The following is a 23,731-nucleotide window of genomic DNA, read 5'->3' on the forward strand; positions in this document are numbered from 1 at the left end:
AACACGACGGTCGTCAACACCAAGAACTCGCTCATCATGACCCATGGCGTACACCTCGCCGTCCAGGGCATGGACGACATCGCTGTCATCGCCAGCGAGGACGCCGTTTATGTCGGACGGCTGCAGGACAGCCAGGACGTCGGGAACCTCGTGAAGATGCTCGCCGCCGCCCCCANGACATCGCAACTGACCGAGACGCACCCGACTTCTTACCGGCCTTGGGGCGGCTACACATCGGTGCTGAACGGCGACCGCTTCCAGGTGAAGCGCATTTTCGTCACGCCGGGCAAGAAGCTGTCGCTGCAGAAGCATCATCACCGCTCCGAGCACTGGATCGTCGTCAAGGGCACGGCAGAAGTGACAATCGGCGAAAACGTGCAGATGCTCAGGGAAAACGANTCCGTCTACATCCCGCTCGGCGAAGTCCACCGTCTCGCCAATCCCGGCAAGATCATGCTCGAACTGATCGAAGTGCAGACCGGATCCTATCTCGGAGAGGACGATATCATCCGCATCGTCGACGAGTTCGGTCGCAGCTGATCGATAAAAGGACCATCGCAGTCTGAAAAAGAGGGCCAACGATAGAATGGACAATGGTCTGAGAGACAAACGAATTTTAGCCAAGGTGCGGATTCCGATTTTCCAAGGATTTGTTCGCCGGCTGCAACGTGAAAATCGCTTCTTCGAGGAAAACTCTGATCTCCGAGGTGACTGCAGTGATCGGAGATGCATGGTTGAAACACGCCCGTTGCGGCGCCTCAAAATCGGCCGGGTCGATGCCTGACGACAAGCACCTTAATCGTTTTTTCCGGCGGGAACTCGGCCTATATGCTGTCACACATCAAGATGCAGTGGTGGGCACTGCGCAGTGAAGTCGAAAGAAGCGAGTCGACTGGACACCGATATGCAGGTTTGGATCTGCTTAGAGGCATTGCCGCACTTGTCGTGGTTCTGAAACACTTCAAGACGCGCCTCGATCTCCCCTATCTGGCACCAAACGGATATCTCGCGGTCGACTTCTTCTTCGTCCTCAGTGGCTTTGTCATTGCGAGCGCCTATCAGGGACAGCTGAAAGATGGAACTCTATCGGCAACCGCATTTTTCCGAAAGCGATTGATCAGGCTGTTACCACTCGTCGTCATTGGCGCAATCGTTGCGGTGGCGTTGGAACTTGGTCGCCTGAACCTTGATCAAATGCAGCATTTGAAAGACGTTGCGATCGCATTCGTTTTTGGAATAGCGCTTCTTCCAATCCTGCAGACATCGGGGCTTCACACACCAACGCTCGAACAGTCGGTATTTCCGCTCAATACGCCGACATGGTCTCTGTTTTTCGAGATTTTCGCAAACATCGCTTTTGCTGTGTGCGCCCGGTTCAGACTGTTCTCGTGGACGCTCCTTGTTGTAATTTTTGCAAGTGGAGTATGGCTGCTCTTTGCGATCAAGAGTGCCGGAAGCGCAAACTTCGGGTTCAACCCGGCCGGATTCTGGCTCGGATTTCCTCGTGTGATCTGGTCGTTCTCGGTCGGCCTTTTGATTTACAAATATCGTTTCCATGCGCCGAAAGGAACATTCGTTCCAGCCTCCGTACTCTTGATTGCTGTTCTCATACTCCCAGACACGGGATTGCCAAAGGCGCTGACAGATACGATCGCCGTGATGATCATTATGCCCGTGGTCGTCTTTGCGTGCCTGAATGCGGATCTTGGGAGGACTGCGCGCAGGTGGGCGGTTTGGGGCGGGAACCTCTCCTACCCCCTTTATGCGCTTCATTATCCGCTTGTTCACGTTCTAAGTTTTGCCGCCAAAGGTTTGCATTTGTCTTGGGCACAGCAAGGTGGCGTAGTCATCGCTGGAACGGCCGTTATCACTGGCTTTTCTGCAGTCATATATGCGGTGGTGGACGTTCCGGCCCGTAGGAGACTGTCATTGCTCGCCAGGCGGGCTTAAAGGACGATGGCGCCTCGAAGCGATGCGGGTGAGGGCCACCGAAGTCATTGGTGCTATGATTGTGCGTGCTAGTTCCACGCCGAGCGGATGATCTGAGACAAATCATACTGCGGCGTCCAGCCGAGAATCTCTCACGTGCGCGAGTCGACCTCGCGACAGCCGACATATTCCACAGGAAACGGCCGCTCGGAGACGCGCTCGATGGTGCCCAGGTTGGAGCAACCGACTCTCCGCCGCGCAATAGATACTGGACGGCGCAGACATGGGCATCGGCGAGGTCGAGGATGTAATCGCGGACGCAGGTGCAATCACGCGCCTCGTAGTCGGTTCCGAACACCTTGAAGCCTTCGCGGCGGCCAACCATGGCACGCGCTCTTTTAGCATCATGACGACCTAAATAAGGAAACAAACGGAGAGCGTACAGGCAGGAACCGCAACGCCATCAGCTGGAATATGCCAAGAGGTCGCATGCGCATCTGGATCGACTCTGTTGCGTGATATCGATCGGCGGAGGGCGGCTGCTGTTCCAGCGTTCCAAACATTGCTGCCGAGTTCCATATGATTTAATTGATCACCATCGACCAGATGTAGAGGGTTACCATTCTCCTCCTAGGCACCCAGCAAGCGGTCTTGAGCAGCCCGTCTGGCGTGTCGCGGTGCACTGACGCGATCAAAGATCTGAAGGAGAAAGATCTTCAACGCTGTGATCTCGATTTCGATCGCGGCAGCCTGGGTCGGGTCCGCGGATGCCCATTGCCGGATTGTGGAGATCGACCTGCTGATTGTGCCCGGTTGGGTGAGGCATGCTGCATCAAACCGGCCACTATCCGTCACGTACCAAACAAATAGGCGAATGGCGACATAACCAGAATTGTAATACCCTTCGGCACACATTCTGGTGTGCTCCGCGTTAAGTGCTCGGCGCGTTTCGGAATTGAGCCGAGCGACATCCAAACCGAGCTCGTGAAGCTTGTCAGCGACACCGGATGCATTCAGGTCTGGTCGCAGTCGCGCAAATATCGGTCTCATCTCCATGACGGCACAATACCGGGATGTTGGCTAGTCGGGAACCGTGACTCTTTCATCCCTTTGGCTTATGCGGCATTGCAGCATGCGCGCTCAGTCGTGTCCGAAGCGATGGCGTATGAGTGAAAAACAAGCGGTTCAACTGCCCTGTCTTGCCTTCGTAATCGCGATCCTTCAACCAATGCCGATCGGCAGCAACTTCCCCTCTCTCTACTGCATTCGGGTCGACGCATGTTCGATCTCGACGACAATACCTTGCCTTAGGGCTTCATCTCTTATCTCCTCGATTGCTTGCTCGACTCGATAGACGACAATGTCGAATACAGGACCTTCCAGCGTGGCAATTTCCCTCGCAACGCGGAGAGCGAAGAGCAATTGAGCGATGCTGGCTTCGTCCATGGGCGCTCCTAACTGACGAAGAAACTTAGCGCCATTCAATCCGTGCTGCAATGCACAATATTGCTGGTATTCCTGGTGGACGCCAGCTGCTAGAGGTGCATCACCATCGCCTGGGCACGAGCCCAGCGCGCAGTCACCGACCCTGGTGTTGTTTACTCAATATTCGCCAAAGCGTGGAAACAGACTCAGGAGCTGTAGGTTCTCCTGTCGAAGGCGCGCGATAACTAAATGAATGGTCGACACTCATAGTGTTTTCTTTCATGGATCGCAACTTCGCGGCCGGAGAACAGACATCAACGTATCCCCACACGTCTTGTCAGAGAAAAGCAATTCGCGTATAACGGGTATCGTCGCTGCAGCTAGGCCGACCCGACCAAGACCGCTGGAGTGGCCGCTCCTCTGACTGTTAATCTTTGCGCTTTAGGGCCCGGATTCGCCGGATGCGATGGCCCGTTTGGATCACGGTTGGGAAGGAAGTCATTGAGGCGTTTGCGAGTATCCGCCGAAACCTAAAGACCGGGAGCCATGAAATGCGTATTGAACCGCAGGTGCGAATTTATACCTGCTTCTTCCTCTTTTCGGCATCAACCGGTGCCTTGCTCTCCCGCCTTCCCGATCTCCAGGATGCTCTCCAGGTCAACAAGTCGGAACTGGGGCTTACGCTTATCGGAGCTGCCATCGGTGCACTGATATCCCTAACATTCTTTTCGCCCCTGGTTACTCGATTGGGGGCCCGTACTACAGCGTTCATAACCGTGCTTGGGACGTCCGCGCTGATTGCCTCTGTCCCATGGATGACTAGCGCCGAAGTCGTTTTTGGGGTTTTGTTTTTCGAAGGATTGCTCGCAGGAGCCCTTGAAATAAATCTCAACGTCGAAATTGATCGTATCGAAGCGCAGCTCGGTCGCGGAGTTATGAACCGTGCCCATGGTTTTTGGAGTCTCGGATTTTTTGTCACCGCGCTCATTTCATCGCCGGTGCGGCAGGCCGACGTCTCGATGCAACTCCACCTGGCACTAACATTTGTTGCCGTAGTGTTCGTGGGCACTATCGCGATAAGTGGAATGCGTAGCGCACCGGCGCGGAACTCAAGCGAGCATGCGAACGCAGGCCATGTCGCACTGCCGACGCTCGGTCTCCTTCCGCTCTGCATCATTGGCATTGCTGCTTTTCTGGTGGAGGGTGCAGGCATAGATTGGTCAGCGATTTATATGCGCGATGTTTTCCGGGTTGAGCCATTTGTGGGTGGCCTCGGATTGACATCGTTCACACTGTTCATGGCGCTTACACGACTATTTGCGGATCGCTTTGTCGATCAATATGGCTCCCGGGCGGTCGCGGTTACTTTGCTGCTGATCTCAACGGCTGGGCTCACGGCGGTTTGGCTTGCTCCCCATCCCCAAGTCGCCCTGGTTGGCTTTGCATTAATGGGTAGCGGCTGCAGCGCCGTCTATCCGCTTGCCGTTTCGGCGGCCGCTCAGCGGACCGACCGGCCTGCGCATATGAATGTTGCAGCCCTAGGTCAGATGTCCTTCATCGTGTTTTTCCTCGCACCACCATTGCTCGGCTTTGTCGCTGAAAACGCAGGTATTCGAACCTCATACCTAGTCTGTATTCCGGTTATTGTCGCTGCACTCTTCTGCGTCAAGTCGCTCTCAACAAGACGAAGTGCCTTCGCATAGCGGCATGAGTCGAGGGCCCGACACGCGAGAGGATGATATTGAACTTGCAAGCGTCTTCAGCGCGACAGCCAAGCAATTTCTAGCCCTGTTTTGGCGGCGGGAACCCTGAAAATGCAGGACTTGGTCAAAAAGCCTTGGAATCAAGCCTTCCCTTTGTTGTCCGTGCACTGTTGGATTTCTTTGGGAAGCCTGTCGACTAAGCCGACGAGGTACGGCACGCTCACCGGTTGGTTCGAGCGAAGCCTTGTGATGCCATTCGGATCGACGAGAATAGCTTCGAATTCGTCGGGGGAAGGCCCTTCAAGATCATCGCGCACATCATCCGCCCCGATGTCCGCGCCGATGTCGAGACTGGCAAAAACCCCTCCGCCAGCAACGCGAAGGATAGTGACCGCTTGCTTTTCGAGTGCGCCTTGCTGGTTGACCAGGAGTTGCTCCTGCATCTCGGGGCGATCATCGGCCGCACCTTCGAATAGCACGAGGACCCATGACAGGTTGCGAAACTCCAAAAGACTGGGGCACGGATCGTCGGTCGCAAGTGACGCGCCTATGATCTCCTTGAAGAGTGATTTCAGCATGTGACCGGCCACTTCCATGAATTGGAAAGCTGCAGGATGGCTTTTCGCTAGTGAGAGACGCGGTCGGGCTTTCCCTTCCGCTTCGTCGAAGCAAACTCTTCCAGTTGTCGTTCGCTCATCGATTCGGCCATTTCCCGAGACGGGCCCTTGAGCCTGCTTTTCGGGGTTTGACCGCGCTTTGCCGAAAGGGCGGCGCCGGCCGCCTTCTGTTGCGCTTTGGATTTTGCGGGCATTTTGTTTTTCCTCATTGTGTAGACAAGGACTAACTAGACTGAAAAGCAAATGTTCCCCGATCAAGGGAGGTAAGCAAAAGTCCTTGCGTCAAGGACCGGAACGCTCCAATCGCCGTCGCGTGCAATGACACATAAAGTTCGCAGCCGTCATGCGCCATGCCTCTCCTCTGTCGAACCTCGCAGCGGCAGTCACTGCTGATGCTATTCGGCATTTTTAGCATCTGGCCCTGCTCGAAACGACGTTCCAGAATCAGGCAGGAGCGCCACCCTAAAGGGCCGAGCCAGGTGTCTGCTGGAAATCCCTTATTGCAACTGCGCATCAGGAACATTCGCGAGCGCGGCGGAGTTGGGTGGAGATCCACATTCAATCGGATCGATGACATGACCTATTCGACGCCTTCCTCATCACTAGTGCTTCCAAGCCAGCCCCTGCGCTCTCTTCCCCTTCATTTCTCTGCTGCCTGCCTTACGGGAGCACTTGCAACCGATATCGCCTATTGGCAAACCGCCGAGATGGTGTGGGCCAATTTTTCTGCTTGGCTGCTGACCGCTGGACTAGTCCTCGGCTTCATCGCCGCCATCGCCGTCCTCATTGATCTTACCACCGGACGCCTGCACCTTGACGGGGTCGGGTGGCTTTACATTCTCGGCAATCTCGCCGTTTTCGTCGTCGCGCTGTTCAATGCCTTCATCCATAGCCGCGATGCCTGGACTTCAGTCGTCCCGATCGGCCTGACTTTATCTGCCGTTGCCGTGATCCTCATGGTGATCAACGCAGTTATGGGTCGCCTCCTTCAGCGCCAGCGCTCCAAGGTTTATGTATCATGAACAGCCTTCGTCTCATCGGCAACCACGTCGCCATCGGCCTTGCGCTGCTATGCGGCTTCACCCTGACTGCCTGTAGCGATAACGAACCAGATCCCGGCAGCGAGATCGGCGCTAATCCCAAGCTACCCGGACAATCGCAATTTCTCATTCCGCCCATGCATGTCGCCTCCATTGTCGGCTGGAAGGACGGCACGACTCCGATCGTGCCGAAGGAGCTACAGATTAAGGCCTTTGCCACCGGCCTGAAGCATCCGCGATCCATCTACACCATGCCGAATGGCGATATCCTGGCTGTCCAGTCCGTCGCGCCACCCGAAGCCTCGGTCAAGCGTCCCAAGGACCTCGATGCCGATGGAGACGGCGTGGCCGAGGTCAAGGAGACCTTCCTCGAACATCTCAACTCACCCTTCGGAGTGGCGCTCGTCGACAATGACCTTTATGTCGCCGATACCGACGCGATCGTGCGCTATCCCTACCAGCCGGGGCAAACCAGGATCACCAATCCAGGCACCGTGCTGAGCGAGCTGCCGGGCGGACCGATCGATCATCACTGGACAAAGAGCCTCGTCGCCAGCGACGACGGTCGGCTGCTCTATGTCGGCGTCGGCTCCAACAGTAACATCACCGAGAACGGTATCGAGGCGGAGAAGAACCGCGCAGCGATCTGGGAGGTGGACCGGCAGACTGGAAGGCACCGCATCTTTGCCGATGGGCTTCGCAATCCAAACGGCTTGAGCTTCGAACCAAAGACACATGCGCTTTGGACGGTCGTCAACGAACGCGACGAACTCGGTCCGAACCTCGTTCCGGACTACATGACCTCGGTCAAGGACGGCGGTTTTTACGGATGGCCTTACAGCTATTTCGGCCAAAATGTCGATCCCCGCGTCATGCCGCAGCGGCCCGACCTCGTCGCGCGGGCAATCGTGCCTGACTATTCGCTCAGCTCGCATGTCGCCCCACTCGGCCTCGTCTTCTATAATGCAAGAGAACTGCCGGCGGCATACCAGGGCGGTGCCTTTGTCGGCGAGCATGGGAGCTGGAACCGCCATGAGTTCAACGGCTACAAAGTCGTTTTCATTCTCTTTAAGGACGGCCGCCCGAGCGGCAATCCGCAGGACGTGGTCACCGGATTTCTGCAGAACAAGGACGAGACCCATGGTCGCCCCGTCGGGCTTGCGGTCGACAAGGCGGGCGGCCTACTAATTGCCGACGACGTTGGCAACACGATCTGGCGCGTGACGGCCGCACCGGCAACCCAATGACCGAACCGCTAACGCCCCAATTTCATTCATCGGACAGACCGATAGGTCGCTGATTGTCCATGCGTAACCTTGCACGGCCGATGATTTGCCGGCGGCTTTGGTCGCCATATGCTCGGCGATTAAGGCGATGGTGGCGGAAAGCGTGGAGGAATCCATGAGACTGGAAAACGCTCTGCGTCGCGTAAGGTCGCAACGAGCGTTGGTGGTTCTGCATTACGCGCCCATCGTTGACACTGTGGAGGGTGAGCCGCGGGAGATCTATCCCTTCCTTGGATCCTCCCGGCTTGCGGAAACCATCGACCGCTTTCCCGTAACGCGGTTGTCCACGGTCACGCTCACCGAGGCACATATCACGGGAAGACACCGGGTGGGGCGCCGGTTTACAATGTTGCGGCCCATGTGGAAAAGCCGACGGGAAAACCTTATGCCTTGCTTGATCTTTGAGCCGGGCCTTTCGTACGAGCTTGCTAAGTGATTTGGAGATTGTCCAGCTTGCGATTGTAACAGCCTTTTCAATCCCGGCTCATTGGCGCGTTTTACGGCTTCCGCCGGGCTTCAGCCAGATGAGGTCAAGACGGCTGCGTCATCTTAAGTAACCATTTCCGAAGATGGCGAACTCTCAGCATATAAACTTTGACCAGACGCTTTCTCTGCTGTCCGTCAACGATCCCCTTGGCATATCGAAATTGACCGAAGAGTTTTGCGTTGAACCTGGCCAATTGCCCCGCGCCGTCCCACGCTTCGCGTTTGGCACCTGCGCGGACCGTCCAACACCTGGCAGGATATCTGGGGCGCTGTTTTCAACGACCGGCTGTCCAACAGCGGGAGACTGACACTGGGGTTAGTCGTACGGCGCCTCCTGTATGCCGATCTCATCATCAAGCTTTCTGAAAAAACTGAAGCGGCCGCATGGGGCGGCCGCTTACAGCTTGAGTTCGCCTAAAGGCTGGAACGATATCGTTGCCGTTCAGCGGCGATCTGCTCCGCAGTATAGGGATCGGCGGTTTCGTCGAAACGGGTCCAGCCCTGCTCAACATAACTCGCGCGGCGTGCTCCGATATCTACGGGACGCCACCGGTCAAGGATAGCCTGGGCCTCGGCGACACGTCCGTCCTCCACCCTCGCTGCGACGACCGATCCTCCCCGGCGGACGCCTTCCGCGTAAAGTTGGGCGTCTTCCTCAGGAACGCCTTCCTTGACCATGGCACCGACGATACCGCCGACCGCACCGCCGGCAACGGCGCCGGCCGCAACTCCGGCCGCGGTCGCAACCAGCCAACCGGCAGCAACTACCGGGCCTACCCCCGGAATTGCAAGCATGCCAAGACCGGTGAGGAGACCGCCGGCACCGCCGGCCAGTGCGCCAAGACCGGCACCTGTCCCCGCGCCTTCTGCGGCGCGATTGCCCTGGGCTTCGACATCGACACCATTCGCCTCGTTGGTGGCAATGCTGATGTCATCGGACGGGATGCCCGCGTCTTCCAACGCTTTAACGGCCGCGCGCGCGTCACCGTAGTTATCATATAATCCAGTAATCGTTCTCATACGACTGCTTCCTTGTTATTCGTGGTTACTTGGCCATGGTGACGTTGCCCTGAAAGTCCAGGGCGACATTCGCTTGTTTGCCGTCCTTGGTGGCGCTGGCCCGCCACACCCCCTGATCGTCAAGCTTGAGGCCGGTGACGCCGGTGTAGCCAGCTTCCTCGATCCTGGCCTTTGCCTGGCCTTCGGTGAAACTGTTCTTGCCTGCCACCGGAGCTCCCGGATTTTGCTCGGTTTTGACCGCGGGTGTTGTCTGGGACGTCTTCGGCGTTTCGCTTTGGGCAAGCGCGACCGACGCCGTCATCACCATGCCGATAGAAAGGATCATGAGTTTTTTCATTGATGTTTCCTCTGGTTGAGAACAGAAGAACAAACAGAAACTCTGCTTGTTCCATGGACACGTTGAGACTGAAATCAATCGACCCTCGATCGATCGTTCGTGCCGGCAGGAATCGAATCCGGGGAGTCGACAGAAGTTTTCCTTAAGCCAGAGCTTCACAGGGCGGCACCCGCAGGAACTCAAAGCCTTGCCCGGCGTTGATTCCGTGGAGGTAAGAACCATGGCAGCAGAGCGTTCGGACTTTATGAGTGAAGGCGATGGCGGGTTGGATCTTTTACGAGCGATGAAAATCGCGTTCTCGGCTCATGCAGGCCAAACCGATAAGGAAGGAAACCCATACTTTTCGCATTGCAAGCGGGTAGCGGCCGCGGTCAAGGAAGACGACCAGCGTATCGTCGCCTATCTGCACGACGTGGTGGAAAAGGGGCCCGGCTGGACATTTGAGCGCCTGAGCAACGAAGGATTCAATCCTTCCGTTTTAGCGGCTGTGCAAGCTTTGACCCGACGAGAGGATGAAAGTGATTCCGAGTTTGTCGCTCGGTCAGCCGATGACGAACTTGCTCGCCCGGTAAAGGTGGCCGACCTTAAAGACAATCTAAAGCAAGCTCGTAACGCCGGCTTGGATCAGTCGAAGTATGAGAAAGGTCTCGAGATCATTGAGGAGTTATATGGCGCAACCGCTCGCAGCGGAAAATAGTACCCCAGGAGGAGCAGACGACAAGTACTCATGAACCGACGCCAGGTGGTGATCCTTTCGTGATTGCTTTGCTACGCGAAAGCGAACTGCGTTCTGCCTCTCCCTTTGATCGACGAGACGTAAACGAATACGCAACGTGACTCTGGTCGACAACCTTGATCACTGCGTGGGAGGTTTTGTTGGAGGAATGCGCACATCTCGATTGAATTTTGCTCAGGTCCGGCCTGCCCACTTCTGTCTAGCGATAATTGTTGCTGCCTGCACTGGATGCTCATCATCAGACAACGACAGGGAAGTTTCAGAAGAAGCATCATCGACGGCACAAACCTCCGTGATGGTTCTCGATGCCTGGCTTCAAGGGTCTGCTCCCTCAGGCTACACATTGCGCACGCTGCGCTCGGGCGCCGAAAATCTTTCTGCCACGAAAGAAAAGATTGAGCCCGCCATTTCACAGGACGGGAACGAAACTCGGCTGGAGAAAATGATCGAACATGTTTCTGCTACAATGGCCCGAGCGGAGACCCAACTGAGGGCTTCGAACCGGCCAGAAGTGGTTCATGAGTGGCAGAACCTGCGCGCCGCCGGCGTCGATCTTTCGGTTTACAGATTGGTTCAATTGCAACTGCGGCGCAGGCCGGCGCCCGATTCAAATATCAACTTGTATGGTCAGTCCTTCTGGCCACAATCTGCATCGTTTTTCTTGTCGAGATGGCGGGACGGTTCGCCGCCGTAAGCCGACACACGATCGCTGACGGAATTCGAGAGCGATTTGGCTTCAACGCTTTCCTAATATCGTTAGTTGCAAACATCCTGCTCAATTTCATGGTGATAGCGGCTGAGATTGGCGGTGTCGCAATTGCGCTCGAACTCGCAACGGACATCAGCTATCGATGGTGGGCATTACCCGTCTCGCTCGCGGCCTGGCTGTTTCTTTGGAAAGGCACGTTTGGCTTGATTGAGAAGGGAGTTGCTCTCCTTGGCCTCGTCACCCTGTGTTTCGTTGTTGCTGCATTCATGGCGAAGCCAGATTGGTGGCAAATTGCTTCTGGCGCACTGCCCTCATTGCCTCGGCATGACGCGGGAAACTACTGGTTCATCGCCGTCAGCATTTTTGGAGCATCGATATCGCCTTATCTCTTTATGTTCTACTCTTCGGGAGCAGTCGAAGACCAATGGGACGAGAGTTTTCTTGGAACCAATCGGGCCATTGCCGGGCTGGGGATGAGCTTTGGTGGCATGATTTCCATCGCGGTGTTGATCGTCGCCGGGATCGTGCTTTCCGCCCGGGGGATAAGCCAGGTCGACGACTATCATCAATTGCCGCTTCTGATGTTGCCTATCTTTGGTTTTTGGGGGTTTCTACTATTCATTGCCTCGCTCGGCATAGCATGCTTTGGGGCCACACTCGAAATCGGGTTGCAACAGGCCTATCTCGTGGCGCAGGGTTTTGGCTGGAACTGGGGCGAAAATAAAAAGCCCCGCGAAGATCCGGCCTTTAGCACTGTTTATACCCTATCGCTGCCCCTCGCGGCACTTCCGATGGCTCTCGGCGCCGATCCGCTTCAGATCACGATTTTGGCAATGGCGCTCACTGCTGCAAGTCTTCCGCTGACAGTCGTCCCATTCCTCTTTCTGTTGAATGACGAGCGCTACGTCGGACAGCATAAGAACGGCAAGTTTTCGAATGCCGCGGTGATAATCATCATCGCTTTGGCCTTCGTGCTTGCCGTGGTCGCCCTTCCCTTGCAGATTTTCGGAGGTTCGTGATGGACATCGTGCGGGATATTTTGGACGAGCAGCTGATTGATCGCAATGGGGTCAAGATGGGGAAGGTCGATGGGATCCTGGCCGAACTGCGGCCAGGGAAGCCTCCGAGGATTGTCGCGATTGAGATTGGAGCCATCGTACTTGCAAGGAGAGTCGGCTTGCGGCCCGGCCAGTGGCTGGCATCTCTCCTTGGCCAACCGCATAGGATACCATGGCACGAAGTACGCGACGTCGGCCTCAACATTCAGTGCCACTTCGATGTCCGCGAGACTTCGATCCTCGATTGGCAGACCTGGCTGCGAGACCATTTCATCACGCGAATTCCTGGAGCTTGACGATGGCAATCATGAGCCTTGAACTTCTGGTGGGGCGACGCGTGTTTTCGAAGCAAGGAGAATCCATCGGCCATATAGAGGAGATCGGCGCCGAAATGGATGGCGAGGATCTCGTCATCACCGAGTTTCGGGTTGGTATATTTGCTGCATTTGAACGGCTTTCGACCTCGGCTGTCGGAATTTCGTTTCTGGACCTGTTTGGCTTGCGACGGCGTGCCGCAATGTATCGCATTGCCTGGGACGAACTTGACCTTTCCAATCCGACGCGGCCAAGGCTTCTGTGCCAAATCGAGGAACTCCGTGACGTCCGGACGCGTAGCGCTCTCTGAGTGTCAAGCGGTGCTTAGCCGATCATTGACCCAACCAGGTCGGAGCTCTATCGAAAGATAGAGCGACTAGACACTGATCCCCTATCTCTCAGAATCTCCACCAGCGTATTCAATGCATAGATGCAACGAGACTGTCACGATCTTAACTCGGTCCGGATTGTAGATCTCAACCTCAAGCGGCTCCCCTGTGGCAGTGGGAATCCCGTCGATCGCCATCTCTGCAACGAGACGCTTTGCTTCATCGAGCGCCGCTGGTAAGTCGGGGAACTCATAGCCATCTTCGTCTTGCCAGGGAGTGTCTGTCGGGCCGGTCCGGAAGTAGAATCTTGTCACGATGAATCTCCGTTTGCGAGGTGAACTCACCGACGGTTGCAAGGTTCCGTAGCGCAATCGCGATGGCCTCGCGAAGGTCGAACTTGCGAAGCTTCATGTTCCGGATGATTTTTTTCCAAGCTGATCGAGAGTTGGCGAGTCCGTCGCGGCGACGCAGCCACAGTTCACATCAGTCGGACTCCGCAGGTTGTTGAGTGCCAAGCGTTGAACACAGATGGAACGATACGGCAATAGCTGCATTTTGGTGGCGACATCTCGTGTGCGTCGTCGGCCAAGATCGCCGGAATTGGAGAAAGGAAACATCGATGGAGGTAACAGCCAGTTTTCTTTCACCAAGCGATTGGATCCCGAACAATCAGGCTTTGCCAGTGCTGTTCTATAAATCGGCCGTCATCAGCGAAGAGGCATCGGCCAAACGTTTTGAGAGTCTTTTTCAAGAACACGGTTGGTCGGGGCTCTGGCGTGACGGGATTTTTGGCTATCAGCACTATCACGTCCACGCCCACGAAGTTTTAGGTGTTGCTGACGGCCACGCCTCCATCATGATCGGGGGCCCTCACGGTATCGATTTTGCGGTCACGGCTGGAGATTGCCTGATTTTACCTGCCGGTACGGGGCATTGCCTTGTCGCCGCGAGCCCATCGTTTCTGGTTGTCGGTGCTTACCCGCCAGGCCAGAGCGCCGATATCAAGACATCGGCGGCCACCGGCATGGAAATGGACGTGATCAGAAAGCTATCTTTGCCTACCCTTGATCCGGTTACGGGAACGCGCGATCCTCTCTTGTCCCATTGGCGATCGGAGAAGACGCAATAAAGCGGAAATAAGTGAGCTGACGCTCGACCGGAGAAAATTAGACGTCACTTCCTGAAACAGGCAAATCAGGAATATGTCAAAGTTAAATGACATTTATTTTAGCATAAACTAAAACACCCCTCCAAACGGAGGAGAGTAATGTCGACGCACGTCAAAGAGGGTGATCTCAATACCAGGAAATCCTTGAGGATTTGGTCAGTAAGCGATTATTGCCGCCAGCACCAGATAGGTGAAGCCGACGAACGGCGGATGCGCCAGCTCTTTGGTCATTTTGCGTCTGCAAGCGAACTGCTTTACAACGTCAATAGAAATCCGCGCTGGCGCGTTTGATTTGTGATGAAAAATTCAAACGTGAGCGGCGTCGCGTGATCTCCGATTGCGTGTCGCCGTCGCCTTGTTGCGAACTGAAATGCTGCATGGGAACAAGAGAAGGTTCATCTGACACGCCGGATTGCCTCCCCTTGCCTTGTGGCGACTCACGTGCGGCACCACGGGACAATGTCGCGTCATCATCATAGTTGGCCATTCGCTACCAAAGCGAGATTTCGCTCTCAAGCTGACCGACCGTTTCGCTGCTTCCCAACACAAGAACTGATTGTGAGGCTCTGGAACTTCCGGCATTGCTGGCGGTTTGGACCCAACCTTGAAGCGGAGGTGCGATGAGGATCGCAAGCAATCTCGAAGAGAACGCGGCTGAGCCGGGAATTTTTACCTGGTCTCTTGATGGAGATACCGTCTACGGCGATACCGCCATAGCATCTCTGTTTGGCCTCGATCCGGCCGAGACGATCTGTGGATTGCCGATCGCATCGTATCTCGAGCGAATCCATACCGACGATCGCGAGCGTGTTGCAGTTTTAATTTCGCAAGCTGTCAGAAGCGGGCTGCCCTATCATGCAGAATATCGCGTTCTTGATGCTTTCGACGAAATACGATGGGTGATGGCGATGGGCAGGTGCTTCCGGAACCGGCAAGGCGAACCAACCCACTACGCCGGGATCGTCTATCCACTTGAACTTTTATGAAGGTCAACACAATTACGCTCAGCGCGGAGCGCCAGCAGCCTATGTCGTCAGGTGTTTAAGGGCGCACAGACAGTTGGCTCATGGTCGTATCGTGGCAGCGGGAACGCAAATCCAGGATCGCATCTTCCAATGAGTCTGAAGCGCAAAAAAGGAGCCCGGATCGCTCCGGGCCCTCCAGTTCGTCTACCAGGTCTGGCTACCGTACCAGTCGTCGATATCCTGACGAGCCCGGTCCCGCGCTAGCCCATAGCGTTCCTGAATTTTTCCTTCCAACTGGTCGCGTTGCCCATCGATTTGGTCAAGATCGTCATCAGTGAGTTTTCCCCACTGTTCCTTGACCTTACCTCTGACCTGCTTCCAGTTCCCTTCAACGCGGTTCCAATCCATGTATTCCTCCTAGGTTCGGACTGGAATCAAAACGAAGCAGGCGACCGAGTGTTCCGTTTAGCAGGAGGATTTCCGGCAATCAGCACGCGCGCTCTGAGCTTGAAAGCTGACCCGCGATCGACTGTCGAGTGCCGCATAACCCTTGGAAAGATCCGGCGATCCAGACAGAGAACGCCGAAGTGTTGGTGAGACATGTCCGTCGAACGAATGCGACCGCTGCGAAAACTCCAATACGCAGCAGTAGCTTCGCGATTCCCGGATCGAAAATCATAAAGGAGGTTAGGCTGCGTGCTTATAAGCGTGTACCTTGGCGTCAGCCACCGAGTGTATCGGTACTGCGCTTCCGGCCATGTCTCGGATGCGGACGAAGCTGCAAAATGATGGCGTGCCGCTTACTGCCTCGCAAGCATCGGCAAAATCAAGCCCCACTGCGTCTCTTGAGGTGGTCCGAACGGTTCGAAACCCAGTTTCTTGTAAACGGCAATCGCCCGTTCATTGGCCGGGTGAGGATCGGTCGCGACAACGGGTACGCCCGCATCGAAGAGAGTCCTCATTCTCGCCCCAATGAACGCTGATCCGAGCCCAACACCGATCATTTCGGGGTTTCCTATGTATTGATCGATGCCCCGCGATCCCTTGGGAAGCTTGGCAAAATGGTGATCTTGCCAGCCGTGGACGGTATAGTCCTGCATAAACGCAAAGGGGCGATCAGCTATTGAAACAATCCAACGGGCTACCCGAGGATCAGCCAAGTCTGTCGCATCGTAGGGCTCATCTGCGTCCCACCATTCGCGGACATGCGGGTTCGATTGCCATGCTCTAAGCAACGGGAGATCATCCAACGTCGCTTTGCGAAAACTGTATTGGTTGGCCGCTGTCATTAAACAAGCTTAGCACGTCGCTGGCCGGTGGAAATCGACTCTTTTGCAACGATCAAGCGACCGCGCGCGAAGTCTGATCGCGGAGGCGAACCAGAAATTGAACGAGGCCCCAGGCGTGGAACAAGCTGCGAAAGGGGAGCGTCCGCATGCGCTATCCTTGCCGCGCCGAGGTAGCCTGAGAGTCGGTCTCGCCCTAAAAGCCGCGAGGCATCTCCCGGGTAAAGGCGGGTGCTGAGCGGGATATTCTGGGCCTTGAGGTCCGGAGCGTCGTGACGAGACTTACCAGAGCCGTACGGCGGCCCGAACACAACCTGCCACAATCGCTGCGCGGTTGACCAGCAAGATCCATACGATCGTTGCCCCGTCGGAGCCTGGCGCCATCCGATTTGTTTTAGCCCACACCACACCCTTGCCGACAAAAAACCGAGTTGAGCGGTTTCAACCGGATCAAGCATTGTCGGTCCAAGCGACGCGCTACCACCAGCGTCTTGCCAACTAGCTCGCTTTCGCCACGCTCGCGGCCATACGGTCCTGGCTGAACGTTTTCGAGTCCACGACACATTACCCGCTATCAATGGAGCGTTGCTGCGTCTTTGCCACCGGATGCAAGGCTCTCGAGGAGAGCCACCAGCTTAGCGAACTCGTTCAGGACGATTTGAAATTCGCCGTCATCCATCTCTGCTATGTCAGCTATCATCAGTGAAACACATTTAATCAGCCCATCGAGGCGTAAATATCGGTCTAACGCCAACTCGCCGAGTTTTCTTGACCGGTAGAACCGCAGCTCATCAACGATACGGCCGACAAGATTGCGTTTGTCGACCCTATCTAAATCAGGAAGCTCAAATTGGGCCAGCTTGATGTCTGTTATGAGGTTTGTCACACGATTCCCCTAAGCCGCGGATGACGACAGGAGCCGGCGGGGAACTGCCCCCCGCCGGCATGCGTCCAGCATCTTCTTACGATTACTGGATGACCTGGATCACCTTCCGCGAGGATGGCTCGACGATTACCCGCTGCTGATTGACGATCGCATAGGCATACTTTGGATCATCAGGAATCGGCGTTACAACGACGGTCTCGGGGAGCGGTTGGCCAACAACCACCTTTTCCTTGACGACGACTTTGGTCGTCGGAGCCGGAACTTGCTGCACATAGGTAACGACTTTCTGGGGCGGCGGATCGATAAGGCTGCCTGCCACGCCACCGACGATGCCTCCAACGGCTGCACCGACCGGCCCACCGACAATTGCCCCAGTTGCTGCTCCGCCTGCAGCTCCCGTCACCGTCGATGATTGCGCGTAGGCAAAAGTGGATGCGAGAGCGACCGCAGTGGCAGTTCCTATCAATTTGGTACGCATTCATTTTCCTCCATTGGAAGCGGTATTGTCCGCTCCCTGAACGAACCACCAAGCGCAGCAACGGTTCCCGGCTCGGGACTTCAGTCTGACGGCCCTCAGACCAAGGTCCAAGGTCACTGCCCTTATCGGATCTCCAATTGAACCACCGCCCGAGCGTGGAGCCAGGATAAGCAGAAGTTGCTGCCTTCTCGCTGTCAGCCAAATGAAGTGAGCCCGGGGCAGCCAGGCGAAATCAAATTCCACCGGAGTGAGGAATTCACAGGTTTTCGGGAACTTCAACGTTCACATGAAGTTGAGAGATCGGTTCCGTTGCACCGAAGGGATCTGAGCGACGGGAACTAATCGCATCTCCAGTTTAGGGAAAGCAACCGATGGCGAAGAAAACCCCGAAGGCCCAAATCAATCTTGTCTCGATTCACGACCAAAAGCCTCATCGAGGAGATGGTGGCGAGCTCCATCAATTTGCCGAAGACGGCGCCGAAGTCCTGACCACGTCACAAGGCGCGCCGGTTGCTGACGACCAGAATTCACTGAGGGTAGGCGCCCGCGGGCCCCTCATCGTTGATGACTTTCACTTCCGAGAGAAGATTTTCCATTTCGACCACGAACGCATTCCGGAGCGGGTTGTCCATGCTCGCGGTTACGGTGCACATGGTTTCTTTGAGACCTACGAATCTTTGGCAGCCTATACGAGAGCCGATATTTTTCAGCGCGCCGGGGAAAGGACACCGGCATTCGTTCGCTTCTCCACGGTTGCAGGCAGCAAAGGTTCCTTCGATCTTGCCCGTGACGTCCGCGGCTTTGCTGTGAAAATGTACACACAGGAAGGAAATTGGGACCTCGTTGGAAACAACATTCCTGTTTTCTTCATCCAGGACGCCATCAGATTCCCGGACATTATCCACGCAGTCAAACCGGAACCGGACCGAGCCTTTCCGCAGGCGCAGTCGGCCCATGATACTTTTTGGGACTTCATCAGCCTTACCCCTGAGAGCATGCACATGATCATGTGGGTAATGTCGGATCGCGCCATTCCACGCTCATTTCGCTTTATGGAAGGGTTCGGAGTTCACACGTTCAGGCTCGTGAATGCGAAAGACGAATCGACATTCGTGAAATTCCACTGGAAGCCGAAGCTTGGCCTTCAATCTGTGGTCTGGAACGAAGCGGTCAAGATCAACGGTGCCGACCCGGATTTTCACCGCCGCGACCTTTGGCAGTCCATAAAGTCGGGCAATTTTCCGGAATGGGAACTATGTGTGCAGCTATTCGATCAGGATTTCGCCGACAGCTTCGATTTCGACGTCCTCGACCCGACGAAGATCATTCCCGAAGAGATCGTGCCGGTAAAGCCGATCGGACGGCTGGTATTGGACCGGATGCCTGACAACTTCTTTGCCGAAACTGAGCAAGTTGCATTCATGACCCAAAATGTCCCGCCCGGAATCGACTTCAGCAACGATCCGCTGTTGCAAGGGAGGAATTTTTCTTATCTTGACACGCAGCTCAAGCGCCTCGGCGGTCCAAACTTCACGCATCTACCCATCAACGCACCCAAGTGTCCGTTCCAGCATTTCCAACAGGACGGCCACATGGCGATGCGCAATCCGGTCGGCCGCATCAACTATCAACCCAACTCTTTCGGTGAAGGGCCACGAGAGTCCCCCGTGCTGGGTTACCGGCACTTTGCCTCGTCCGAGGAGGGCGGAAAGGTGCGGCTTCGTCCGGAAAGCTTTGCCGATCATTATAGTCAAGCCCGACAGTTCTACATCAGCCAGACCCAGCCCGAGCAGCGCCACATAGCGGCTGCTTTGACATTTGAACTGAGCAAGGTGGAGACACCGGTCATCCGGGAGCGCATGGTTGCTCATCTGCTTAATATCGACGAGAGCCTTGCCAAGACCGTCGCCGATAAGCTTGGCTTCCAGACCATGCCTAAAGCCGCGGATGCGGCAATGCCGACACGTCAGGATCTTGCGCCTTCACCTTCCCTTAGTATCGTGGAGAAGGGCCCGAAGCGGTTCGAGGGCCGAAAGCTTGGCATCCTCGTGACGGATGGCGTAGACGCCAATCTGCTGAAGGGATTGACCGATACTGTCGGAAAGGAAAAAGCGGTCGTCGAGTTTGTTGCTCCCAAGGTGGGCGGGGTTACCGCTTCGGACGGGAAATGGATCCAGGCACATCACATGATCGATGGAGGCCCGTCGGTGCTGTTTGACGCCGTGGTATTGCTTACTTCCTCCGCAGCGATCGAAGACCTCATCAAGGAGGCGACGGCGCGCGACTTTGTGGCCGATGCCTTCCAGCACTGCAAGTTCATCGGATACGACCAGTCCGCCGTACCCTTGCTCGAAAAAGCGGGCATTGCTGGAATGGAAGACGAGGGCATTGTTTTACTATCTGGAAAAGACAGCCTGCCGTCCTTCGTCTCAAAGCTTGGCACGCTTCGTGTTTGGGCCCGTGAGCCCTCTGTGAAACTCGGCAAGCCGTCAGTCCCGGCCAAATAGGCGTTTGACGCAGGCGCGGCAATCTTTGCCGCGCCTACCTGGTGGAAGTCGTTACGGAGCGTTACTCGCTGGCTTTTCCGCTTGCTTCTTCACTGAACGGCGCTCTGAACAAGGCGATTTGCCTTAAAAGACGTACAGGTGCGTTGTCCATGGCTGCAAAACCTCCTCTGCAGCCTCGCTGACAGGCGGATACACCCTGTGGCCAAAATCGCCTTCCATCGACATTGCCCGCCCTGAGGCATTGGCTCTCAACTGCAGGGTTCGCGCACCTAGCTTCCAGTCGAGGAACACCGCCTGTTCAACCCCAGAAACGACCGAGCCCGCGTAACCGGCTGCATCCGGTAGCAAGGGAATAACGTGGTTGCGACGAACCTTGATCAGTCGTTTGAGAAAAGATGTCCACGCTGACCCCTCGTCGTCAGCGTCCCAATCGAGTTTCGAGTCCAGAAAGGTCGAGAGATCGTTCGGATCAGGCAGATCCTTCGCGTCACAACCTTCGGGCAGACCACCAAAATTTTCTGCTTCTATCGACCTGCCGGCGGCGATCGCTCTCGCCAGCTCACCTTTATAGTCGGCGAAGAAGAGAAACTTGCGCAGAGTCAGATGGTCGTCGCCCATGAAAAGAAGCGGGATTTGCGGTGACAGCATAAGGATCTCTGTCAAAACCCTGTGACTGCGTTGATCAATCATGGTGTGAAGACGATTGCCAAGCGCACGGTTTCCCACCTGATCGTGGTTTTGAAGAAAATGCACGAAGGCGGTAGGAGGCAACGAAGCCGAGTGGGCTCGATCGCGGGACTGGAAACTATTGCCGTCGCACAGATATCCCTTTTCGAGCGTCTGCTTCATCTTCTGCCACGGCTTGTCGCCGAATGGCGCATAATGGCCACTCGCCTCGCCCGTGACCGCCACGTGCATGGCATGATGGAAGTCGTCGTTCCAGTCGGCAACAAAGAAGGGACCGCCATCTCGGGCGATAAGATTGGTGGCATTGGCAGGGTTTTCCGTGATCAAGTGCACGTGGCGATCCAGAAAACGCTCGCGAACCCTTTCAGAAATCTCTTTCAGTATATGAGGGTCGCTCTGATCCTCGATTTGGTCTACGGCATCGAACCTCAATCCGTCGAACCGGAATTGATCAAGCCAATAGATCACGTTGTCGATGAAAAAGCGCCTTACAGGCTCCCTTTCGAAAGCAATCTTCGGGCCCCATGGGGTTGGATCGTCTTTACGAAAGAACTCTGCTGCATAAAGTGGCAGAAAATTCCCCTCTGGTCCGAAGTGGTTGTAGACGACATCAAGAAAGACCATGAGGCCATATCGATGGGCTTCGTCCACAAAGCTTTTGACGTCGTTTGGCGAACCATAGGAATTGTGAGGAGCATAGGGATAGACGCCGTCGTAGCCCCACCCTCTTGTGCCTGGAAGTTGCGCGAGTGGCATGATCTGGACTGCCGAAACACCTAATTCCGCAAGCCGATGCAGGTGCTTTTCTGCAGCCGCGAACGTTCCTTCGGCTGTAAATGTGCCAACATGAATCTCGTAGATTATGGCCTCCTCCCAGGGACGGCCCTTCCATGGTACTTTCCAATTGAAGTCGGATCCCCAGAGGCGAGATGGTCCGAGCACCCCGGCGGGCTGCCTCCGTGAGGCCGGGTCCGGCACACGTGTGCCGTCCGCAAGGACGAACCAATAGTCCGCATCGTCCGTCAAGGTTTCCGTAATGGAAAACCAGCCGTCATCAGCACGGTCCATTGGAACCTGCCGACTATCTGTCGCGACAGAGACGCGCGCCTGCGTTGGCGCCCAAAGCGTGAAGATTGTTGATCCGTCGGGGTTGGAAGCTGGCCCCCAGGAAAATTCCCGGTCTTTCATCGCAGCAACCCCTGTCCGCCGTCGACAAAGAGCGGACTTCCAGTGATGTGCCGAGATGCTGTACTTACCAAAAAAAGGATGGAATCGGCCACATCGCCAGCCCGCCCCGGCTCCCCTCCCGAGATCGGAACGGTACCTTCTGGCCAGATCACCGGTACCTCGGACTCCTCCCTATGTCGAACCTCGGTCGAATCTGCGATGTTGGTCTCGATCGCGCCAGGACATACGACATTGATGCGAATTGCATGCCGGGCGAGCTCGAGGGCAAGCTGCTTCGCCATGGCGACTTGGGCGGCTTTGGTCGCGCTATAAGCGGTTGCACCGGGTGTCGTGAATGTGCGCACCCCGTTGATGGAAGAAACGATCACGATCGCTCCTCCGCCTGACTGCTTCAATAACGGAACCATCTCGTTCAGGGTCAAGTAGGTCCCACGCAGGTTGACATTTACGGTTGTATCCCATTCCTCGGGCGTGAGGTCATCGATCGGTGCCCATACGCCATTGATACCAGCATTTGCGATGACCGCATCGAGGCGTCCGAAACCTTCCATTATTTCACTTGCCGCGCGCTCCATATCCTGTTCCGAGGCGACGTCGCCTGCCATTGCTAATGCCGTCGTCCCGGTTTTTTCAAGGCGCTTCTTGAGTGCATCGAGCGCACTCGGATCCAGATCGAAAAGGAAAAGATCGTAGCCGGCCTGCGCCAGTTTCTCTGCCGTCGCCAGCCCGATCCCCGATCCCGCTCCTGTGACAAGTGCAACGGGTTTAGCCATCTATTGTCCCTCGTCGCGCTCCGCGAGATCACTCGGCGACGCTCGGGACGCGGCAGCGACAGGTTCGAAAGTGGTGGCGTCGGTTCCGAAGGCCGTAAGCTGTACGAGCACCTCCTTGGCGCGTCGCACGGCGCTGTCTCCCCCGAGACTGCGGTCATCGGTTGCCATCCTGACGGAAACAAGTTCGCCTCCCTCGCCGACAAATTCGACCGTGAGCTTTCCATCGACAACAGAGCCGACATGGGTTTCGAGAAGCTGCATGACGTCCTCCTGCTTTGGCGAGAAGGAATGTTTGGGACGAGGCGTTGTTCCCCTTCGATGCCAAACAGATACTGACATCATAAGGGCATGCGCCCTTACCCGCGCGATCAATGTCGGCATAGCATCGTGAATACTGAGAGAAGGTGCGGTGCTTCTTAAACCCAGGGCAAGAATTTTGCGACAGAGGTTCTCAGTGTACGGACGCCGAAGTAGGGGCGTTGATCAGGACCGCCTCAGGGCCTGGATATCGAGAAATCAGAAGGGTAGCCAGTTCATCCTGGGTGTTATGGCCCTGGTGAAAGAGATCTATGGCCGCTCCGCAAAGTACCTCGGAAGCTCTTTCATCCGGTTTGGCGTCAAAATGCTTGTACCAGGTCTGAACTGAGCGTGAGAGCATCGCCATATCCGCATCCCGAAGCCATCGCATGAAGGTCAAATTCATTCTCCCGTTGCTTGGTCGGGAGCCATCGTAACTTCGATATATTAGAGGTCAATCATGAAGTCGCGTACGGTAACGGACGGTAACAGTGGCCCTCCGATAT

At 55.9% G+C, this 23,731-nt stretch carries 26 protein-coding genes and 2 pseudogenes; 14 read left to right on the forward strand and 14 right to left on the reverse strand.

Annotation, left to right across the window (positions count from 1 at the left end; all coding sequences use genetic code 11):
- Together RHIBUN_RS0127780 and RHIBUN_RS0127790 are read left to right on the forward strand one after the other, a co-directional pair.
- The coding region (locus RHIBUN_RS0127780) for a cupin domain-containing protein (RefSeq protein WP_025662087.1) at positions 1-540 on the forward strand (540 nt) is incomplete at its 5' end.
- 288 nt (positions 541-828) lie between these two features.
- Positions 829-1,950, forward strand: a complete 1,122-nt coding sequence (locus RHIBUN_RS0127790) for an acyltransferase (RefSeq protein ID WP_025662088.1) — start codon at positions 829-831, stop codon at positions 1,948-1,950.
- Between the two features lie 68 nt (positions 1,951-2,018).
- Here the strand turns inward: RHIBUN_RS0127790 and RHIBUN_RS35835 are convergent.
- Positions 2,019-2,311, reverse strand: a pseudogene (locus tag RHIBUN_RS35835) (UDP-glucose 4-epimerase GalE); the annotation flags it as partial.
- Between the two features lie 875 nt (positions 2,312-3,186).
- Positions 3,187-3,375 (reverse strand): hypothetical protein, encoded by a 189-nt coding sequence (locus tag RHIBUN_RS0127805; protein WP_025662090.1) that lies wholly within the window; start codon positions 3,373-3,375, stop codon positions 3,187-3,189.
- A 530-nt stretch (positions 3,376-3,905) separates the two neighbouring features.
- Here RHIBUN_RS0127805 and RHIBUN_RS0127810 point away from each other — a divergent pair.
- The gene (locus RHIBUN_RS0127810) at positions 3,906-5,057 is read left to right on the forward strand and encodes an MFS transporter (RefSeq protein WP_025662091.1); all 1,152 of its coding nucleotides are present in this window, start codon (positions 3,906-3,908) and stop codon (positions 5,055-5,057) included.
- A gap of 140 nt (positions 5,058-5,197) precedes the next feature.
- On the opposite strand, the gene RHIBUN_RS0127815 is transcribed toward RHIBUN_RS0127810, so the two are convergent.
- Both RHIBUN_RS0127815 and RHIBUN_RS0127820 read right to left on the reverse strand, forming a co-directional pair.
- Complete coding sequence (locus RHIBUN_RS0127815) at positions 5,198-5,653, reverse strand: DUF4174 domain-containing protein (RefSeq protein ID WP_348626004.1); 456 nt, start codon at positions 5,651-5,653, stop codon at positions 5,198-5,200.
- 29 nt (positions 5,654-5,682) lie between these two features.
- Positions 5,683-5,868: a DUF3008 family protein gene (locus RHIBUN_RS0127820; RefSeq protein ID WP_025662093.1), complete on the reverse strand. Its 186-nt coding sequence runs from the start codon at positions 5,866-5,868 to the stop codon at positions 5,683-5,685.
- A gap of 381 nt (positions 5,869-6,249) precedes the next feature.
- On the opposite strand from RHIBUN_RS0127820, the gene RHIBUN_RS0127825 reads away from it, so the two are divergent.
- From RHIBUN_RS0127825 to RHIBUN_RS37625, 3 genes and pseudogenes are all read left to right on the forward strand, one after another.
- Entirely contained in the window at positions 6,250-6,696 is a 447-nt protein-coding gene (locus RHIBUN_RS0127825; RefSeq protein ID WP_025662094.1) for a DUF2231 domain-containing protein, read from the forward strand.
- Complete coding sequence (locus tag RHIBUN_RS0127830; RefSeq protein ID WP_025662095.1) at positions 6,693-7,961, forward strand: sorbosone dehydrogenase family protein; 1,269 nt, start codon at positions 6,693-6,695, stop codon at positions 7,959-7,961. The genes RHIBUN_RS0127825 and RHIBUN_RS0127830 overlap by 4 nt, the downstream gene beginning before the upstream one ends.
- 78 nt (positions 7,962-8,039) lie before the next feature.
- Positions 8,040-8,405 (forward strand): annotated as a pseudogene (locus tag RHIBUN_RS37625) (metallophosphoesterase); the annotation flags it as partial.
- Between the two features lie 495 nt (positions 8,406-8,900).
- On the opposite strand, the gene RHIBUN_RS0127840 reads toward RHIBUN_RS37625, so the two are convergent.
- On the reverse strand, positions 8,901-9,506 hold the full coding sequence (locus RHIBUN_RS0127840) for a general stress protein (RefSeq protein ID WP_025662097.1): 606 nt from the start codon (positions 9,504-9,506) through the stop codon (positions 8,901-8,903).
- A 25-nt stretch (positions 9,507-9,531) separates the two neighbouring features.
- On the reverse strand, positions 9,532-9,843 hold the full coding sequence (locus RHIBUN_RS0127845; RefSeq protein ID WP_025662098.1) for a PepSY domain-containing protein: 312 nt from the start codon (positions 9,841-9,843) through the stop codon (positions 9,532-9,534).
- Positions 9,844-10,063: 220 nt separating this feature from the next.
- Here RHIBUN_RS0127845 and RHIBUN_RS0127850 point away from each other — a divergent pair, with 220 nt between their 5' ends.
- The 4 genes from RHIBUN_RS0127850 (at position 10,064) to RHIBUN_RS0127865 (ending at position 12,971) form a co-directional block, all read left to right on the forward strand.
- Positions 10,064-10,540, forward strand: coding sequence for an HD domain-containing protein (locus RHIBUN_RS0127850; protein ID WP_051420114.1), 477 nt, complete (start codon positions 10,064-10,066; stop codon positions 10,538-10,540).
- A gap of 561 nt (positions 10,541-11,101) precedes the next feature.
- Entirely contained in the window at positions 11,102-12,307 is a 1,206-nt protein-coding gene (locus RHIBUN_RS0127855; protein ID WP_025662100.1) for a divalent metal cation transporter, read from the forward strand.
- Positions 12,307-12,642 carry a hypothetical protein gene (locus RHIBUN_RS0127860; protein ID WP_025662101.1) on the forward strand — a complete coding sequence of 112 codons (336 nt, stop codon included), beginning with the start codon at positions 12,307-12,309 and terminating at the stop codon, positions 12,640-12,642. The genes RHIBUN_RS0127855 and RHIBUN_RS0127860 overlap by 1 nt, the downstream gene beginning before the upstream one ends.
- Before the next feature lie 2 nt (positions 12,643-12,644).
- Positions 12,645-12,971 carry a hypothetical protein gene (locus tag RHIBUN_RS0127865; RefSeq protein ID WP_025662102.1) on the forward strand — a complete coding sequence of 109 codons (327 nt, stop codon included), beginning with the start codon at positions 12,645-12,647 and terminating at the stop codon, positions 12,969-12,971.
- 81 nt (positions 12,972-13,052) lie between these two features.
- On the opposite strand, the gene RHIBUN_RS0127870 is transcribed toward RHIBUN_RS0127865, so the two are convergent.
- Positions 13,053-13,304 carry a hypothetical protein gene (locus RHIBUN_RS0127870; protein WP_025662103.1) on the reverse strand — a complete coding sequence of 84 codons (252 nt, stop codon included), beginning with the start codon at positions 13,302-13,304 and terminating at the stop codon, positions 13,053-13,055.
- A gap of 305 nt (positions 13,305-13,609) precedes the next feature.
- Here RHIBUN_RS0127870 and RHIBUN_RS0127875 point away from each other — a divergent pair, with 305 nt between their 5' ends.
- The 3 genes from RHIBUN_RS0127875 (at position 13,610) to RHIBUN_RS0127885 (ending at position 15,144) form a co-directional block, all read left to right on the forward strand.
- The gene (locus RHIBUN_RS0127875; RefSeq protein WP_025662104.1) at positions 13,610-14,119 is read left to right on the forward strand and encodes a cupin domain-containing protein; all 510 of its coding nucleotides are present in this window, start codon (positions 13,610-13,612) and stop codon (positions 14,117-14,119) included.
- Positions 14,120-14,257: 138 nt separating this feature from the next.
- Positions 14,258-14,449: a hypothetical protein gene (locus RHIBUN_RS0127880; RefSeq protein WP_025662105.1), complete on the forward strand. Its 192-nt coding sequence runs from the start codon at positions 14,258-14,260 to the stop codon at positions 14,447-14,449.
- Positions 14,450-14,778: 329 nt separating this feature from the next.
- Positions 14,779-15,144 (forward strand): PAS domain-containing protein, encoded by a 366-nt coding sequence (locus tag RHIBUN_RS0127885; RefSeq protein ID WP_025662106.1) that lies wholly within the window; start codon positions 14,779-14,781, stop codon positions 15,142-15,144.
- A gap of 183 nt (positions 15,145-15,327) precedes the next feature.
- Here RHIBUN_RS0127885 and RHIBUN_RS0127890 read toward each other — a convergent pair whose 3' ends face one another.
- The 4 genes from RHIBUN_RS0127890 to RHIBUN_RS0127905 all read right to left on the reverse strand — a co-directional run bounded on the left by RHIBUN_RS0127890 (position 15,328) and on the right by RHIBUN_RS0127905 (position 17,773).
- Positions 15,328-15,531, reverse strand: coding sequence for a CsbD family protein (locus RHIBUN_RS0127890; protein ID WP_025662107.1), 204 nt, complete (start codon positions 15,529-15,531; stop codon positions 15,328-15,330).
- A 392-nt stretch (positions 15,532-15,923) separates the two neighbouring features.
- On the reverse strand, positions 15,924-16,412 hold the full coding sequence (locus RHIBUN_RS0127895) for a GNAT family N-acetyltransferase (protein ID WP_025662108.1): 489 nt from the start codon (positions 16,410-16,412) through the stop codon (positions 15,924-15,926).
- A 571-nt stretch (positions 16,413-16,983) separates the two neighbouring features.
- Positions 16,984-17,295 carry a hypothetical protein gene (locus RHIBUN_RS0127900; protein ID WP_025662109.1) on the reverse strand — a complete coding sequence of 104 codons (312 nt, stop codon included), beginning with the start codon at positions 17,293-17,295 and terminating at the stop codon, positions 16,984-16,986.
- 82 nt (positions 17,296-17,377) lie between these two features.
- A complete protein-coding gene (locus tag RHIBUN_RS0127905) occupies positions 17,378-17,773 on the reverse strand; it encodes a DUF1236 domain-containing protein (RefSeq protein WP_025662110.1) in 396 nt (131 codons plus the stop codon).
- A 371-nt stretch (positions 17,774-18,144) separates the two neighbouring features.
- On the opposite strand from RHIBUN_RS0127905, the gene catE reads away from it, so the two are divergent.
- The gene (catE, locus tag RHIBUN_RS0127910; RefSeq protein WP_025662111.1) at positions 18,145-20,280 is read left to right on the forward strand and encodes a catalase C; all 2,136 of its coding nucleotides are present in this window, start codon (positions 18,145-18,147) and stop codon (positions 20,278-20,280) included.
- A 123-nt stretch (positions 20,281-20,403) separates the two neighbouring features.
- Here the strand turns inward: catE and treZ are convergent, their stop codons facing one another.
- Genes treZ through RHIBUN_RS0127925 form a run of 3 tightly spaced genes read right to left on the reverse strand, consistent with a single transcriptional unit; the run spans position 20,404 to position 23,189 of the window.
- Positions 20,404-22,155, reverse strand: a complete 1,752-nt coding sequence (gene treZ / locus RHIBUN_RS0127915; RefSeq protein ID WP_025662112.1) for a malto-oligosyltrehalose trehalohydrolase — start codon at positions 22,153-22,155, stop codon at positions 20,404-20,406.
- The gene (locus RHIBUN_RS0127920) at positions 22,152-22,928 is read right to left on the reverse strand and encodes an SDR family NAD(P)-dependent oxidoreductase (protein ID WP_025662113.1); all 777 of its coding nucleotides are present in this window, start codon (positions 22,926-22,928) and stop codon (positions 22,152-22,154) included. Before RHIBUN_RS0127920 ends, treZ begins: the two co-directional genes overlap by 4 nt.
- Positions 22,929-23,189 (reverse strand): hypothetical protein, encoded by a 261-nt coding sequence (locus tag RHIBUN_RS0127925; RefSeq protein ID WP_025662114.1) that lies wholly within the window; start codon positions 23,187-23,189, stop codon positions 22,929-22,931. It abuts the gene before it with no gap.
- Positions 23,190-23,731 lie beyond the last annotated feature (542 nt).

The sequence above is a fragment of the Rhizobium sp. IBUN genome (assembly GCF_000510625.1).
GTDB classification, from domain to species: Bacteria; Pseudomonadota; Alphaproteobacteria; order Rhizobiales; family Rhizobiaceae; genus Rhizobium; species Rhizobium altiplani.

Excerpts from the sequence above, each read along its gene's own strand:
- RHIBUN_RS0127875 (WP_025662104.1), top strand. The coding sequence starts at position 13,610 with ATGGAGGTAACAGCCAGTTTTCTTTCACCAAGCGATTGGATCCCGAAC.
- RHIBUN_RS0127830 (WP_025662095.1), top strand. The coding sequence starts at position 6,693 with ATGAACAGCCTTCGTCTCATCGGCAACCACGTCGCCATCGGCCTTGCG.
- RHIBUN_RS0127840 (WP_025662097.1), bottom strand. The coding sequence starts at position 9,506 with ATGAGAACGATTACTGGATTATATGATAACTACGGTGACGCGCGCGCG.
- RHIBUN_RS0127890 (WP_025662107.1), bottom strand. The coding sequence starts at position 15,531 with ATGGATTGGAACCGCGTTGAAGGGAACTGGAAGCAGGTCAGAGGTAAG.
- RHIBUN_RS0127860 (WP_025662101.1), top strand. The coding sequence starts at position 12,307 with ATGGACATCGTGCGGGATATTTTGGACGAGCAGCTGATTGATCGCAAT.
- RHIBUN_RS0127885 (WP_025662106.1), top strand. The coding sequence starts at position 14,779 with ATGAGGATCGCAAGCAATCTCGAAGAGAACGCGGCTGAGCCGGGAATT.
- RHIBUN_RS0127880 (WP_025662105.1), top strand. The coding sequence starts at position 14,258 with ATGTCGACGCACGTCAAAGAGGGTGATCTCAATACCAGGAAATCCTTG.
- RHIBUN_RS0127820 (WP_025662093.1), bottom strand. The coding sequence starts at position 5,868 with ATGCCCGCAAAATCCAAAGCGCAACAGAAGGCGGCCGGCGCCGCCCTT.
- RHIBUN_RS0127895 (WP_025662108.1), bottom strand. The coding sequence starts at position 16,412 with ATGACAGCGGCCAACCAATACAGTTTTCGCAAAGCGACGTTGGATGAT.
- RHIBUN_RS0127815 (WP_348626004.1), bottom strand. The coding sequence starts at position 5,653 with ATGGAAGTGGCCGGTCACATGCTGAAATCACTCTTCAAGGAGATCATA.
- treZ (WP_025662112.1), bottom strand. The coding sequence starts at position 22,155 with ATGAAAGACCGGGAATTTTCCTGGGGGCCAGCTTCCAACCCCGACGGA.
- RHIBUN_RS0127845 (WP_025662098.1), bottom strand. The coding sequence starts at position 9,843 with ATGAAAAAACTCATGATCCTTTCTATCGGCATGGTGATGACGGCGTCG.
- RHIBUN_RS0127810 (WP_025662091.1), top strand. The coding sequence starts at position 3,906 with ATGCGTATTGAACCGCAGGTGCGAATTTATACCTGCTTCTTCCTCTTT.
- RHIBUN_RS0127805 (WP_025662090.1), bottom strand. The coding sequence starts at position 3,375 with ATGGACGAAGCCAGCATCGCTCAATTGCTCTTCGCTCTCCGCGTTGCG.
- RHIBUN_RS0127925 (WP_025662114.1), bottom strand. The coding sequence starts at position 23,189 with ATGCAGCTTCTCGAAACCCATGTCGGCTCTGTTGTCGATGGAAAGCTC.
- RHIBUN_RS0127825 (WP_025662094.1), top strand. The coding sequence starts at position 6,250 with ATGACCTATTCGACGCCTTCCTCATCACTAGTGCTTCCAAGCCAGCCC.
- RHIBUN_RS0127920 (WP_025662113.1), bottom strand. The coding sequence starts at position 22,928 with ATGGCTAAACCCGTTGCACTTGTCACAGGAGCGGGATCGGGGATCGGG.
- RHIBUN_RS0127865 (WP_025662102.1), top strand. The coding sequence starts at position 12,645 with ATGGCAATCATGAGCCTTGAACTTCTGGTGGGGCGACGCGTGTTTTCG.
- RHIBUN_RS0127790 (WP_025662088.1), top strand. The coding sequence starts at position 829 with ATGCTGTCACACATCAAGATGCAGTGGTGGGCACTGCGCAGTGAAGTC.
- RHIBUN_RS0127850 (WP_051420114.1), top strand. The coding sequence starts at position 10,064 with ATGGCAGCAGAGCGTTCGGACTTTATGAGTGAAGGCGATGGCGGGTTG.
- RHIBUN_RS0127905 (WP_025662110.1), bottom strand. The coding sequence starts at position 17,773 with ATGCGTACCAAATTGATAGGAACTGCCACTGCGGTCGCTCTCGCATCC.
- catE (WP_025662111.1), top strand. The coding sequence starts at position 18,145 with ATGGCGAAGAAAACCCCGAAGGCCCAAATCAATCTTGTCTCGATTCAC.